Genomic DNA, 12,873 nt, shown 5'->3' with positions numbered 1-12,873 from the left:
GAAGGCAGGGATCCATTTTTCCGGTCCGTCACCGTCTTTCGTCAGGCGTGACGCTTGCACGCATGGATTCCCGCCTTCGCGGGAATGACGGTGAGTCGGTTTGCCGGAATGCGGAGTGCCCGGGCGGTACGGGCCTGGGTCCCGGCTTTCGCCGGGATGACGCTTCGGACCTGCTTCCGAATCCCCGGTCAGTGGCGGAAATGCCGCACGCCGGTGAAGACCATCGCCAGGCCGTGTTCGTCGGCCGCGGCGATGACTTCGTTGTCGCGCATCGAACCGCCCGGCTGGATCACGGCCTTGATGCCCGCTTCGGCCGCGGCGTCGATGCCGTCGCGGAACGGGAAGAAGGCATCCGACGCCATCACCGAACCCGGCACGATCAGGCCGGCGTCGTTCGCCTTGATGCCGGCGATGCGCGCCGAATACACGCGGCTCATCTGGCCAGCGCCGACACCGATGGTGCGGTGATCCTTCGCATACACGATGGCGTTGGACTTCACGAACTTCGCCACGCGCCACGCGAACAGCAGGTCGTCGAGCTGCTCCTTTGTCGGCGCGATCTTCGTGACGACCTTCAGCTCGTCGCGCGTGACTTCGCGGATGTCGGCCGTCTGCATCAGCAGGCCCGAGCCGACGCGCTTGACGTCGACGTTGTTGCGGCCGTCGCCGTGCGGGATGCGCAGCACGCGCACGTTTGCCTTCTTGCGTGCGTAGTCGAGCGCGCCTTCCTCGTAGTCCGGCGCGATCAGCACTTCGACGAACTGGCGGTCGAGGATCGCCTTCGCGGTCGCCGCATCGAGCTTCGTGTTGAACGCGAGGATGCCGCCGAAGGCGGACGTCGGATCGGTCGCGTACGCGAGTTCGTATGCGTCGCCGCAAGCGACGCCTTCGGCCACGCCGCACGGGTTGGCGTGCTTGACGATCACGCACGCCGGACGCTCGAACTGGCGCACGCATTCCCACGCGGCGTCGGCGTCGGCGAGGTTGTTGTAGCTCAGCTCCTTGCCCTGCAGCTGCGTGAACGTCGCCAGCGTGCCCGGCACCGGCCACAGGTCGCGGTAGAACGCGCCCGCCTGGTGCGGGTTTTCGCCGTACCGCAGGTCCATCACCTTCACGAAGCTGCCGTTGGCCTGCGCGGAGAACGCGGCGCGCGAGCCGTCCTCGACGTTGATCGACGACAGGTAATCGCTGATGCGGGCGTCGTACTGCGCGACGCGGTTGAACGCGGCGACCGACAATGCGAAGCGCGTCTTGCCGGACACGGCGCCGTTGTTGTCCTTCAGCTCGGCGACGAGCGCGTCGTATTGCGCCGGATCCGTAGCGACCGTCACGCGCGCGAAGTTCTTCGCCGCCGAACGCAGCATCGCCGGGCCGCCGATGTCGATGTTCTCGATGATGTCTTCCAGCGTGCTCGCCGGATCCACCGACACCTTCTCGAACGGATACAGGTTCAGCACGAGCAGGTCGATCGCGCCGATGCCGTGCTGCGCCATCACCGCTTCATCCAGGCCGGCGCGGCCGAGCAGGCCGCCGTGCACGATCGGATGCAGCGTCTTGACGCGGCCGTCCATCATTTCCGGGAAACCGGTGACGTCGCTGACGTCCTTCACCGGCAGGCCGGCATCGCGGATGGCCTTGGCGGTACCGCCGGTGGAGAGCAGCTCGACGTTGAGCGCGTGCAGCGCGCGCGCCAGTTCGATCAGGCCGGTCTTGTCGGAGACGGACAGCAGGGCGCGGCGGACAGTGACCGGCGGGCCGGACAGGAGTTCGGAGGTCATGGGGGTGGCAGCGTGCGGCGGGGAGCTGGGAATTATACGCAGCGGGGCTGGGCGGGCTCCGGCGTGCGAAGCACGGTTGCCTTGACGCCGCGATTCCTGCGAGGACGTGGCGCTTGAAAAGCCGCCATTCCCGCGAAGGCGCGGCGCTTTGAAGCCGTCATTCCCGCGCAGGCGGGAATCCATGTCTCGGAAGTGCTACGGCTTTCGGAGGGCGTGATGCGCGCAGGCATGGATCCCCGCCTTCGCGGGGATGACAGCAGAGGGCGCGACGACAGCGGAAAGCGCGAGAGACGACAGCAGAGAACGGAGGACGTCGGAAACGGACGACGGCAAAGAACGAACGGCGTTTACGCGCGTCGAGCTGGCGCGTTCAATCCAGTCCGTATTCGCGCAGTTTCTTGCGCAGCGTGGCGCGATGGATGCCGAGCATCGAGGCCGCACGGCTCTGGTTGCCGTCGCAGTGCTGCAGTACTTCCACGAAGAGCGGGATCTCGAGTTCGCGCAGCGCGATCTCGTAAAGGTTCTCGGTGCCGTGACCGTCCAGGTCGCCGAGGAAACGACGGATCGACGTGGCGACATGGTCGCGCAGCGGCACGCGCGGCGCGGGTCGTGCGATGTCGTTTCGGTCGGTCGCGGCGTTCAAACGGAATCCCCAGTGTCGCGTCGATCCGGCCCGGTGCGGGATCGGCGGGAGGGCGAGTCTATCGCGCGCCTGTCGCAGGCGCCAATGATGCGGCGAGGTCAGCGGAAGTCGAACGTGAACGCCACGATGCGCGGTGCCGGTTCGATGACCTGGAACGTCACATTCGCGCTCTGTCCGGGCAACAACCGGTCGTCGGGACGATGCGCGCCGCGGTATTCAGCAGGGGCGAACGCACGCACGCCGACCGGGCGGCCATCCACGTCGGACAGGCTCAGCACCAGTGTCGGCCAGGGCTGCGGCCAACGCGCATCGTTGCGGAAACTCGCGTCCACGGCGAGCACGCCGGGCGCGTTCGGCTGCGGTCGCACGCTGCGCTGGAGCATCGTGAACGCCGCCGGTTCGCGCCACGCCGGCACGTCGCAGCGCAACACGCCGCATGCGCCGGTGACGAGCGGTCGCCAGCGCGGATCGGCGGCGAGTTCATGTCGCTGAGCGAGCAATAACTGCAAGGCGAACAACAGTGCGAGCGCGGCGATGCCGGCGTGCCAGCCCCAGTGCGTGCGCGTGGCCGCGTGCTGCACGCCGTGGCGCGCGAAGCTCGGCGCACCTTTTCGACGCGGCCGTGCAGTACGTTTCGCGGGGCGTGCCGGCGTACCGCCGACCGTGGCCGCGGCGATGGCGTCTTCGTAAGTCGGCGATGGCGATTCGATCGTGCCATCGCCCGCATCGACGGCTTCATCGGTGGTTGCGGGCGTAACCGTCGTCGCGTCGGATGTTGCGTCGATGGGCGCTGCGTCGTCCGTCGCGTGCGAGGTCGCCAGTATGGGTTCGCCCGGCCGCGCGTCTTCAATCGTCGAAACGGTTTCCTCGACGGACGATTCCGTCGACGCTTCGTCCTGCACCAGGCCATCGCAACGCGGGCAACGCTGTGGCGCACCGTCCGGACGGACGATGAGCGCGACGAGGAAACCGCAGTGCGGGCAGGGAACGAACATGGCGGCTATTCAAACATGCCGCCGTGCGCCGATGTCATCGGCGGCGCACGCCTGTGACGCGCATCCAGTCTTCCATCCGCTCGGCGCGAAGGTCGTCGAAGTCGGCGCGGTAGCGCGCCATGACCTCGTCTTCCTGCCCCGCGAGGATGCCCGACATCGCGATGCGACCGCCCGGCGCGACGCGCGCGAGGAGCGTGTCGGCCAGCGCCACCAGCGCCGAGGCGAGGATGTTGGCGACCACCACCGGATAGGTGTCGACTGGTTCGGTCTCCGGCGAGTACGCCACCAGCCGGTCGGCCACGCCGTTGCGCTGCGCGTTGTCGTCGGTGGCGGTGAGCGCCTGCGGGTCGTTGTCGACGCCGATGGCCTGCGCCGCGCCAAGCTTTAGCGCCGCCAGCGCGAGGATGCCCGACCCGCAACCGAAATCGAGCACGCGCTGGCCGGCCAGCGCGCCCTGGTCGGCGAGTTCGTCGAGCCACTGCAGGCACAGCGCCGTGGTCGGATGCGTGCCCGAACCGAACGCCAGGCCCGGATCGAGCCGGACCACGGCGGCATCGGCGGCGTCGGCGCCTTCGGGCAGGTCGTGGTTCCACGGCACGATCCAGGTGCGACGGCCGAAGCGCAGCGGCTCGTACTGATCCATCCAGGCGCGTTCCCAGTCCTGGTCCTCGACGTCGCGGAAACTGGCGCGCGACCAGTCCAGTCCTTCGTCAGCGGCGTCGAGTGCGTAGAGCAGCAGCTCCGGCGAGGTGCCGCCTTCGAACAGCGCGGTCAGCAGCATCTCGTTCCACAGCGGCTGCTCGCCGACGCCGGGCTCGAAGATTGCCTGTTCGTCGGGGGCGTCGGCATGCTGGTCGGCCAGCGTCACGGCCAGCGCACCGACGTTTTCCAGCGCGCGCTCGTAGCGCGGCTGCTGGGCTTCGGTGCAGGGCAGGGTGAGTTCCAGGAACGGCATGGCGACTCGGGACAACGGCGACGGGCGGCCATGGTGGGCCGTGGCCGGGACGGCGTAAAGCGGGAGCGGATCACATGCCTGCATTCGGCGCCCGCATTCAGATACCGCGCCGCGGCGCTTTGCACTACTTGGCCTAGAATGGCCCAACGCCGGCGCCAGCCGGTGATCCCCCGCCGATGACCGACACCCTGCAAACCGGGATGAGCAGACGATCGCCTTCGTGGCCGGGCACCCGCACGCTCGCCTGGGCGACGCTGGTGCTGCTCGTCGTCGCGTCGGTGGCGGCGTGGGTGCAGGGCGGCGATCACGACAGCGTCGAGCGCGTCGCCATCGCGACGGCCGTGGATGCCCGTCTTCCCGAAGGAAGCGTCGATCGGACGATAGACCGACCGCGCGCGAGCGCGATCCAGACACCTGACGCCGCACCGGCGACGCGTTCGACGATCCGGCAGGCGTTCGATTCCAGCCGCGACCTGTTCGCCTACGCGCAATCGCTCGAGCCGGCCGCGCGCGAGCGCGATGCCGACGCGATCTGGATGATCAGCCGCGTCTACGAATACTGCTCCGGCTTCGCGACATCGCCGGCGGCGTTCGATCGCGACACGCGCGTGATCGGCGAGATGGGAATGCGCGGCTCCGCGGCTATGGTCGCCGCACGCGAGCGCGTCAGCGAACGTTGCGCGCGTTTCGCGCCGCAGGACGAACTCACGCCGCGGATGATCGTGCTCAAGCGCGTGGAAGCGGCCGAAGCCGGTAGCGTCGCCGCGGAGGCCTCGCTGATGGCCTCCGGCGAGCCGCTCGAGGACACGCCCGAATACAAGCGCGAGCTCGTCGAGCGCGTGCAGAAGTCCGAAGACCCCGAAGCCTATTCCGCGCTCGCGCCGGCGATGGGCATCGCGGCCAGCGGCAAGGTCGAGTACAGCGACAAGGTCGCCGGCACGCAGTTCTCCGAACTGGCGTGGCAACTGGCGGCATGCCGCTTGGGCATGGACTGCACGGCCGACAGCGCGCTGATGACCTCCTACTGCGCCAACGGCGGCATCTGTTCCAGCGTGCCCGGGCAGGATTTCGAACGCTTCGTCTTCGACGCCGCCGTGCCGCGTCAGGGCGTGGACGTGATCAACGACATGGTCGACTCGCTCATGGGCGGGAAGAGGGAACTGAAATGAAAAGTGTTGCACTGACAACGAGGCCGCTGGCGGGAAAGGTCCGCCGGTATTTCTGGGTGCTGCTGTTCGCCACCTACTCGGTGGGCGCGGCCGGCGTGATGATCGACGTGCTCGCCGACGAGTACCGCCACCTGTCCCAGGTCGCGGTGACGACCGCGCGTTCGTCCGAGGAACTGCGGATGTCGGGTGCGGCGCAGGTCGCGGCGGTGTACCGCGCCAGCAGCGGCGCGCCGTTCTCGACACTGCCCCCGGGCAGCACGTTCAAGGTCGTCTGGCCCGACGGCTCCAGCGAATACGTCATGGTCGTGAATCCGACATCAAGCGCCGGCACGCAGCCCATCGCGGGCACGCAGAGCACGGGCAGGAAGATCGGCAACAACGACCTGATCGATGCCGCCGCCGATGCCTCCGGGGCCGTGCATCGCTGATGCTGTGAACCTGTTTGCGGGCGCCCTCAGCGCGACGCCCGCTCCGCGCGCCCGGCGGGCGCGGTCTCGAACTGCGGCGGGACGAAATCCACCGGTACCCGCACGATCGACCCCGATTCCTGGCGCTCGGACTGGATGCGCCATCCCCAGGCGGTAGTGATCGCCGACTGGTCCAGCTGCGGATAGCCCGACGACTCGCTCAGGCGCACCGCACGAACTTCCCCGCATGGATTGACCAGCAGGCGCAGCTCGACGCGGCCGCCATCGCCGTGGCGCGCGAGCGAAGCCGGGTAGCGCGGCGCCGGCATCTGTTTCGGTGCCGGCGTGCAGGCTTCCTTCTCGATCAACCCTCGCCATGCGTCGTAGGACGTCGAATCGTCGCGCGTGGAGGGCTCCGGAGGCGACATTGCGGCCGTTTCGGCGCGAAGCTTGCGGCACGAAGCGGCGGCCGGATCGCAGTGCACGCGGGCAAGGATGCGGTAGTTCTGGGCGTCGGAGCGGTCGATCACCTGCACCGCGGCGCCCGGCCAGCGTCCCGCGTCCGGCGGCGAGAAGGTCCACTGTCCGGCGGACTCGCCGCTGTCGATGGAAAAGCTCGTCAGGTCGGGGCGGAAGGCGAAGTAGTCCGCGTCCGGCAATGCGGCCAGCTCGCGCTCGTCCATGGCGCCGCTGGTGCGGTACCAGGCGAGCAACTGTTCGCGGTACAGCCGCGCGACGTCGTCGTCGGCGTCGCCGACAAGTTCGACCTTCAGCCAGTCGGTCGGCGCCTTCGCCCCGACGCGCTTGTCGGCGGCGTGCTTCTGGGCCGTGCGCTTGTCGGCCGCGGCGGATTTCGACGCGGCGGCGACCTGCAGCGACGACAGGCCGATCATGAGCATGACGAGCAGGCGCGGGGACATGCGGGCTCCGGGGCGGGTACTGCGGCCAGCGTACAAAGAAAAACCGCGGCCTGGGCCGCGGTCTGGGGTCACACGATGGAGAGCGCCTTCTCCTTCTGTTCCTTCAGGCGCTTTTCCAGGTAGTGGATGTTCATGCCGCCCTGCTGGAAACCAGCGTCGGACATGATGCGCTGCTGCAGCGGGATGTTCGTCTTGATGCCATCAACGACCATCTCGGAGAGTGCCACGCGCATGCGCGCGATGGCCGTTTCGCGATCGGGCCCGTGCACGATCAGCTTGCCGATCATCGAGTCGTAGTTCGGCGGCACGCGATAGCCTTCGTAGATATGGCTGTCCACGCGCACGCCCGGGCCGCCCGGTGCATGGAAGTGCTGGATCAGGCCGGGGAACGGCATGAATGTCTCCGGATCCTCGGCGTTGATGCGGCACTCGATCGCGTGGCCTTCCAGCACGACGTCGCTCTGCTTGATCGAGAGCTTGTGGCCGGCGGCGATCATCAGTTGCTCGCGCACCAGGTCGATGCCGGTGACCAGTTCGGTGACCGGATGCTCCACCTGGATGCGGGTGTTCATCTCGATGAAATAGAAGCGGCCGTTCTCGTAGAGGAACTCGAACGTACCCGCGCCGCGGTAGCCGATGCGCAGGCAGGCTTCCACGCAAACCTTGCCGATTTCCGCGCGCTGCTCCGGCGTGATGCCCGGCGCCGGCGCTTCCTCGACGACCTTCTGGTGGCGGCGCTGCATCGAGCAGTCGCGCTCGCCCAGGTGGATCGCGCCGCCCTGGCCATCGGCGAGCACCTGGATCTCCACGTGGCGCGGGTTCTCCAGGAACTTCTCCATGTAGACCATGTCGTTGCCGAACGCGGCCTTCGCCTCGGACTTCGTGGTCTGGATTGCCGCAGTGAGGTGCGCCTCGGTGTGCACCACGCGCATGCCGCGACCGCCACCGCCGCCCGCGGCCTTGACGATGACCGGATAGCCGATCTCGCGCGCGATCTTGACGTTGGTCGCCGCGTCGTCGCCGAGCGGGCCGCCGCTGCCGGGCACGCACGGCACGCCGGCGGACTTCATCGCGCGGATGGCTTCGACCTTGTCGCCCATCAGGCGGATCGTGTCGGCCTTCGGCCCGATGAAGATGAAGCCCGACTGCTCCACGCGCTCGGCGAAGTCGGCGTTCTCCGACAGGAAGCCGTAGCCGGGATGGATCGCCTGCGCGTCGGTGACTTCCGCCGCGGCGATGATGGACGCCATGTTGAGGTAGCTGTCGGTCGACGGTGCCGGGCCGATGCAGACCGATTCGTCGGCCATCGCGACGTGCTTGAGGTTGCGGTCGACGGTGGAATGCACCGCGACCGTGCGGATGCCCAGCGCGTGGCACGCGCGCAGGATGCGCAGCGCGATTTCACCGCGGTTGGCGATTACGACTTTGTCGAGCATGGGCTGTTCTCTGGAACGGGGACGGGGCAGTTCACGTGGGCGTGGCCTGAGCCTCGCCCGTCGCACTTACCCGATGACGAACAGCGGCTGGTCGAACTCGATCGGCTGGCCGTTTTCGACCATCACCTTCAACACCGTGCCGGCGACGTCGGCCTCGATCGGGTTGAACATCTTCATCGCCTCGATGATGCCCAGCGTGTCGCCGGCCTTGACCGCCTGGCCGACCGTGACGAACGCCGGCTTGTCGGGCGAGGGCGAGCCGTAGAAGGTGCCGACCATCGGCGCGCGGACGATGTGGCCCGGCGGCAGGTCAGCGGCGGGCTTGGGCGCGCCACCGCTGGCCGCTTCAGTGGGGCCGTGCATCGGCATGACCGGCGCCGGCTGCGGGGCGGCCTGCATGATCGGCGCCGCGGCGACCTGGATGCCCTTCGGCGTGCGGGCCAGGCGGACGGATTCCTCGCCTTCCTTGATCTCGATCTCGGCGAGGTTGGATTCCTCGAGCAGGTCGATCAGCTTCTTGATTTTGCGCAGGTCCATGTTCGGGCCTCAGGTTGCGTGCGCCCGGCGAGCGGGCAGGCAGGTGGATGTCAGGGCGTCCCGGCGGGCGCGGCCATCCGGGCCAGCGCTGCGTCGAGTGCGTATCGGTAGCTGTCCGCGCCGAAGCCGCACACCACGCCGACCGCCAGGTCGCTGAAGTAGCTGGTGTGGCGGAAGGGTTCGCGGCGGTGCGGGTTGGACAGGTGGACTTCGATGAAGGGCAGCGCGACGGCCGCCAGAGCGTCGCGGATGGCCACGCTCGTATGGGTGAAGGCCGCCGGGTTGATCAGGATGAAGCTGGTACCGTCCTGGCGCGCGGCCTGGATGCGGTCGACCAGCACGTGCTCGGCGTTGGACTGCAGGCTCTCGAAGGCGTGGCCGGCTGCCTGCGCGCGCTCGCGCAGCGAGGCGTCGATGTCGTCCAGCGTCGCGCGCCCATAGACCTCCGGCTCGCGGGTGCCGAGCAGGTTGAGGTTGGGGCCGTGCAGGAGCAGCAGCTTTGCCATCGGGGCCGGAAACACGCGCCAACGCGCGTCGATTGGGGGCGAAGGCCGGCAGTGTGCGCCATGCCCGATGGGGTGTCCAGACGTTCGCCGCCGTATCGACGAAGTTCGCGGAATTTAATCAGGCGTTTGAGTGGTCGCTCTAATCCGCGACCCAGTTATCGATTTCGCCATGCTGGAACGGCCCGATCTTCTGCTTGATCAGGCGGCCGTCGGCCGAAATCAGCGCCGTATAGGGCAGCACGCCCTTCGGATTGCCGAGTTGGACGGCCGCGTCGCGCGGGCCGGCTTCGTCCAGCAGGATCGGGTAACCCACCGGAACACGCTTGAGGAACGCCTCCACGGCGGCCGCGTCATCCAGCGCGATGCCGACCACTTGCGTGCCGTTCGCGCCCTGGGAGGCCGCATAGCGATCCAGCTCGGGCATTTCCTCGATGCACGGGCCGCACCAGCTCGCCCACAGGTTCACCAACACCGGCCGGCCGGCGTACGCGGCGGGCAGTTCGACAGTGGCGCCGTCGAGCGCGGGAAGGCGGATCGTCGGGACGGCTTCGCCGCGCCGGGCGACCGGAAGATCGGCGGGCGGCTTCAGCGCGCTCGCGTCCATCGCCGACTGCAGCGCGCGCTGGCCGACCTCGGTGCGCAGCAGCGGACCCGGACCGTTGACCACGAGGCCGGCGATCACGCCCAGCGCGCCGGCGATGGCCGCAACGAGCAGGATCTTCGCGGTCGAACCCATCAGCGGGTCGCCTGCTCCGAGCCCGCGCGGCCGGCACGTTCGACGAAGTTCTCCGCTTCCTCGAAGCCGAACAGCCGCAGTTCGCGGCGCTCGGCGCCGTCGCGGTACCACAGCGTCGCTGGCGGGCCGATGATGCCCAGGCGCTTCATCAGTGCCTGGTCGACGTCGTCGTTGGCGGTGACGTCGGCCTTGAGCAGCACGAAGCCGTCCAGCGCCTTGTGCACGGCCGGATCGGGGAAGGTGTACTTCTCCATTTCCTTGCAGGCCACGCACCAGTCGGCATAGAAGTCGAGCATCAGCGGCATGCCGGCGGCCTGCGCTGCGGCGATCTCGCGGTCGAGGTCGGCCGTCGACTTGATCTTGCGGAACGGCAGCTCGGCTTCGACCTGCGCGCCACCGCCGACGAGGCCGGCCAGCGGCTTGAAGGGATCGCGGCTGCCGGCCATCGCGCCGACCAGCTGCGCGGCGCCGAACAGGCCGAGCACCAGCGCGGCCGTCCAGCCCATGATTCGCGCGCCGTCGTGGCGCGAGTTGCGCACCGCGGTGGCGGTGGTCGCCGCCGCGGCGAGCAGCAGCACGCCCCACAGCGCGAGCGTCACCGGCGCCGGCACGATGCGCGAGAGCATCCAAACCGCCAGCCCGACGAAGACGAAGCCGAACGCGCGCTGCACCGCGACCATCCACGGGCCGCTGGTCGGCAGGCCCTTGCCGGCGGCGACGCCGAAGACGAGCAGCGGCACGCCCATGCCCATCGCCAGCAGGAACAGCGCCGCGCCGCCGAAGGCCGGATCCTGCGTCTGGCCGATGTAGAGCACGGCCGCCGCCAGGGGCGGAGCGACGCAGGGGCCGACGATCAGCGCCGACAGGGCGCCCATAATCGCCACGCCGGCGAGCGACCCGCCGCGTTGGCGATCGCTCAGCGCGCCGAGCTTCGATCGCAACGACGAGGGCAGCTGCAGTTCGTACAGGCCGAAGCTCGACAGCGACAGCACGACGAACAGCGCGGCGAAGGCGACGATCACCCACGGCGTCTGGAAGGCCACCTGCAGGTTCGCGCCGACCAGGCCCGCGACCACGCCGGCCGCGGTGAACACCAGCGCGCTCGCCAGCACGTACACGAACGACAGCGTCAGCGCGCGACGCACGCCGAGGTTCGGGCCCTGGCCGGCGATGAGGCCGGAGAGGATCGGGATCATCGGCAGCACGCACGGCGTGAACGACAGGCCCAGCCCCAGCGCGAAGAAAGTCAGCAGCGCGAACCAGCGGCCCTTGCCGGACAGCGCGGCGGCAAGGCGCGCATCTTCCGCCCGTTCGCTGTTGGCTGCGTTGGTCGCGGGCGCGCGATCGCCGGTCGATGTCGCGGCCGAAGGAGCGGGCGCGGTCGGCGTCGCTACGACGGCGTCATCGCTCGCCGGCAGCTGCGCAGGCGCCGTGCCCTGCTCATCGGCCGCAGCGGGCAGTTGCGTCGAAGGTCCGTTCGAGACCGCCTGCACCTTCCGCGCGGGCAGCGCGACGTCAACCACCCGCGTCATCGGCGGATAGCAGATGCCGTCCGTCTGGCAGCCCTGGAACCCGGCCGTCAGTCGCAGCGTCGCCGGCTCGGTCGTGCGTGCGCTCACCGGCACCGGCACGTCGATCTGGTCGAAGTACACCGTGACGTCGCCGAAATGCTCGTCGCGATGCGCCACGCCCTTCGGCCAGCGCGGTGCGCCGAGCGCGAAGCCGGCCTTGGTCGCGGCGGCGTCGAGTTTCAGCGTGGTCTTGTCGCGATACAGGTAATAGCCGCGCGCCGGGGTGAAGCGCAGCAGCAGCGTGTTGCCGTCGCCGGCGATCGCCTCGAACCCGAACGCCTGCTCCGGCGGCAGCGGCAGCGCGTCGGTGCCGGTGCCGGCGTTCTGGCCGAGCAGCCCGCCACCCAGCGGCGCGTTCCCGCGCGGGCCGAAGTTCACCAGCGGCTTGGCGTTGTCCTGCCCGCCAGCGGGCAGCGCGACGGTCACGCTGCGCGTCTGCGGCGGGTAGCAGATGCCGGCGTCGGCGCAGCCCTGGTACTTGATCTTCAGCGTGACCTGGCGCGCGCTGGCCTGGCCGGGCAGAACGGCGGTGAGCTGCTGGCGGTAGGTTTCGACCTTGCCGAAGAACTCGTCCTCGTGCTGATCGCCCCTGGGCAGTTGCAGCGGCTGCGCGGCGAAGCCGGCGTCGGCCTGCACGGCGATGCGGTGGCGATACAGGTAATAGCCGTCGGCGATGCGCCAGCGGATCTCGATGCGGTCGGCGGACGGCGCCTCGGCCCGCAGCGCGAAGGCGTCGTCGACCGGCAGCAGGTCGTCGGGATCGATCGCGGCGGCGGCGGGCATCGCGGCGAACGCGAGCGCGAGCGGGAGGAAAAAGGAAAGCAGGCGCGCGGCGCGCGTCCGGATCGGGTCAGTCATCGTCACGTGTCTGTTCGTCCACCCAGCCGAGGTAGGCGGCGAGGCCGCCGACGGCTTCGACCGCGAGCGCCTCGGGCAGTTCATATGGATGCAGCGTCTTCAGCCGCGCGATCAGTTCGTCCTGGCGCGCCGCGGTGGTCTTGATCAGCAGGAGGACTTCCTGGCTGCGTTCGATCGCGCCCTGCCAGCGGTACACCGAGCGGATGCCGGGCAGCACGTTCACGCACGCGGCCAGTCGCTCGTCCACCAGCGCGGTGGCGAGGGCGTCGGCGGTCTGTGCGTCGGGGCAGGTGCTGAGCACCAGCCGCACGCGCGGGTCGGTGGCCGTGGGCATGAGGGGCGCCAGTGTAGGGCCTGCCTGC

At 69.2% G+C, this 12,873-nt stretch carries 13 protein-coding genes; 2 read left to right on the top strand and 11 right to left on the bottom strand.

Annotated features, from left to right (window positions below; translation table 11 throughout):
• Nucleotides 1-188: 188 nt before the first annotated feature.
• The 4 genes from purH to prmA form a co-directional block, all read right to left on the bottom strand.
• Nucleotides 189-1,778 carry a bifunctional phosphoribosylaminoimidazolecarboxamide formyltransferase/IMP cyclohydrolase gene (gene purH / locus DX912_RS16435; RefSeq protein WP_115844274.1) on the bottom strand — a complete coding sequence of 530 codons (1,590 nt, stop codon included), beginning with the start codon at nucleotides 1,776-1,778 and terminating at the stop codon, nucleotides 189-191.
• A gap of 370 nt (nucleotides 1,779-2,148) precedes the next feature.
• On the bottom strand, nucleotides 2,149-2,421 hold the full coding sequence (gene fis, locus DX912_RS16430) for a DNA-binding transcriptional regulator Fis (RefSeq protein ID WP_115844272.1): 273 nt from the start codon (nucleotides 2,419-2,421) through the stop codon (nucleotides 2,149-2,151).
• A 98-nt stretch (nucleotides 2,422-2,519) separates the two neighbouring features.
• On the bottom strand, nucleotides 2,520-3,416 hold the full coding sequence (locus tag DX912_RS16425; protein ID WP_115844270.1) for a DUF3426 domain-containing protein: 897 nt from the start codon (nucleotides 3,414-3,416) through the stop codon (nucleotides 2,520-2,522).
• Between the two features lie 34 nt (nucleotides 3,417-3,450).
• The gene (gene prmA, locus DX912_RS16420; RefSeq protein ID WP_115844268.1) at nucleotides 3,451-4,371 is read right to left on the bottom strand and encodes a 50S ribosomal protein L11 methyltransferase; all 921 of its coding nucleotides are present in this window, start codon (nucleotides 4,369-4,371) and stop codon (nucleotides 3,451-3,453) included.
• A 200-nt stretch (nucleotides 4,372-4,571) separates the two neighbouring features.
• Between prmA and DX912_RS16415 the strand changes: the two genes are divergently transcribed.
• The gene (locus tag DX912_RS16415) at nucleotides 4,572-5,540 is read left to right on the top strand and encodes a hypothetical protein (RefSeq protein ID WP_233433627.1); all 969 of its coding nucleotides are present in this window, start codon (nucleotides 4,572-4,574) and stop codon (nucleotides 5,538-5,540) included.
• Nucleotides 5,537-5,968, top strand: coding sequence for a hypothetical protein (locus DX912_RS16410; RefSeq protein ID WP_233433626.1), 432 nt, complete (start codon nucleotides 5,537-5,539; stop codon nucleotides 5,966-5,968). The genes DX912_RS16415 and DX912_RS16410 overlap by 4 nt, the downstream gene beginning before the upstream one ends.
• A gap of 26 nt (nucleotides 5,969-5,994) precedes the next feature.
• Here the strand turns inward: DX912_RS16410 and DX912_RS16405 are convergent, their stop codons facing one another.
• The 7 genes from DX912_RS16405 to cutA form a co-directional block, all read right to left on the bottom strand.
• Nucleotides 5,995-6,867, bottom strand: coding sequence for an energy transducer TonB (locus DX912_RS16405; RefSeq protein WP_115844266.1), 873 nt, complete (start codon nucleotides 6,865-6,867; stop codon nucleotides 5,995-5,997).
• Nucleotides 6,868-6,935: 68 nt separating this feature from the next.
• The gene (gene accC, locus DX912_RS16400; protein ID WP_115844264.1) at nucleotides 6,936-8,303 is read right to left on the bottom strand and encodes an acetyl-CoA carboxylase biotin carboxylase subunit; all 1,368 of its coding nucleotides are present in this window, start codon (nucleotides 8,301-8,303) and stop codon (nucleotides 6,936-6,938) included.
• A 66-nt stretch (nucleotides 8,304-8,369) separates the two neighbouring features.
• Nucleotides 8,370-8,840, bottom strand: a complete 471-nt coding sequence (gene accB / locus DX912_RS16395; protein ID WP_115844262.1) for an acetyl-CoA carboxylase biotin carboxyl carrier protein — start codon at nucleotides 8,838-8,840, stop codon at nucleotides 8,370-8,372.
• A 50-nt stretch (nucleotides 8,841-8,890) separates the two neighbouring features.
• Nucleotides 8,891-9,346, bottom strand: coding sequence for a type II 3-dehydroquinate dehydratase (gene aroQ / locus DX912_RS16390; RefSeq protein WP_115844260.1), 456 nt, complete (start codon nucleotides 9,344-9,346; stop codon nucleotides 8,891-8,893).
• A gap of 139 nt (nucleotides 9,347-9,485) precedes the next feature.
• The gene (locus tag DX912_RS16385) at nucleotides 9,486-10,082 is read right to left on the bottom strand and encodes a TlpA family protein disulfide reductase (RefSeq protein ID WP_115844258.1); all 597 of its coding nucleotides are present in this window, start codon (nucleotides 10,080-10,082) and stop codon (nucleotides 9,486-9,488) included.
• The gene (locus DX912_RS16380) at nucleotides 10,082-12,511 is read right to left on the bottom strand and encodes a protein-disulfide reductase DsbD (RefSeq protein WP_115844256.1); all 2,430 of its coding nucleotides are present in this window, start codon (nucleotides 12,509-12,511) and stop codon (nucleotides 10,082-10,084) included. Before DX912_RS16380 ends, DX912_RS16385 begins: the two co-directional genes overlap by 1 nt.
• Nucleotides 12,504-12,845 carry a divalent-cation tolerance protein CutA gene (gene cutA, locus DX912_RS16375; protein WP_115844254.1) on the bottom strand — a complete coding sequence of 114 codons (342 nt, stop codon included), beginning with the start codon at nucleotides 12,843-12,845 and terminating at the stop codon, nucleotides 12,504-12,506. The genes DX912_RS16380 and cutA overlap by 8 nt, the downstream gene beginning before the upstream one ends.
• Nucleotides 12,846-12,873 lie beyond the last annotated feature (28 nt).

Source organism: Lysobacter soli, assembly GCF_003382285.1.
Taxonomy (GTDB): domain Bacteria; phylum Pseudomonadota; class Gammaproteobacteria; order Xanthomonadales; family Xanthomonadaceae; genus Lysobacter_J; species Lysobacter_J soli.
The sequence above is the reverse complement of the archived record's forward strand: the minus strand, read 5'-3'. Positions and strand labels throughout refer to the sequence as shown.

Bases quoted from the DNA above. Each gene is read 5' to 3' on its own strand.
- accB (WP_115844262.1), bottom strand. From the start codon at position 8,840: ATGGACCTGCGCAAAATCAAGAAGCTGATCGACCTGCTCGAGGAATCC.
- prmA (WP_115844268.1), bottom strand. From the start codon at position 4,371: ATGCCGTTCCTGGAACTCACCCTGCCCTGCACCGAAGCCCAGCAGCCG.
- DX912_RS16385 (WP_115844258.1), bottom strand. From the start codon at position 10,082: ATGGGTTCGACCGCGAAGATCCTGCTCGTTGCGGCCATCGCCGGCGCG.
- accC (WP_115844264.1), bottom strand. From the start codon at position 8,303: ATGCTCGACAAAGTCGTAATCGCCAACCGCGGTGAAATCGCGCTGCGC.
- DX912_RS16410 (WP_233433626.1), top strand. From the start codon at position 5,537: ATGAAAAGTGTTGCACTGACAACGAGGCCGCTGGCGGGAAAGGTCCGC.
- DX912_RS16425 (WP_115844270.1), bottom strand. From the start codon at position 3,416: ATGTTCGTTCCCTGCCCGCACTGCGGTTTCCTCGTCGCGCTCATCGTC.
- cutA (WP_115844254.1), bottom strand. From the start codon at position 12,845: ATGCCCACGGCCACCGACCCGCGCGTGCGGCTGGTGCTCAGCACCTGC.
- aroQ (WP_115844260.1), bottom strand. From the start codon at position 9,346: ATGGCAAAGCTGCTGCTCCTGCACGGCCCCAACCTCAACCTGCTCGGC.
- DX912_RS16405 (WP_115844266.1), bottom strand. From the start codon at position 6,867: ATGTCCCCGCGCCTGCTCGTCATGCTCATGATCGGCCTGTCGTCGCTG.
- DX912_RS16415 (WP_233433627.1), top strand. From the start codon at position 4,572: ATGAGCAGACGATCGCCTTCGTGGCCGGGCACCCGCACGCTCGCCTGG.
- purH (WP_115844274.1), bottom strand. From the start codon at position 1,778: ATGACCTCCGAACTCCTGTCCGGCCCGCCGGTCACTGTCCGCCGCGCC.
- DX912_RS16380 (WP_115844256.1), bottom strand. From the start codon at position 12,511: ATGACTGACCCGATCCGGACGCGCGCCGCGCGCCTGCTTTCCTTTTTC.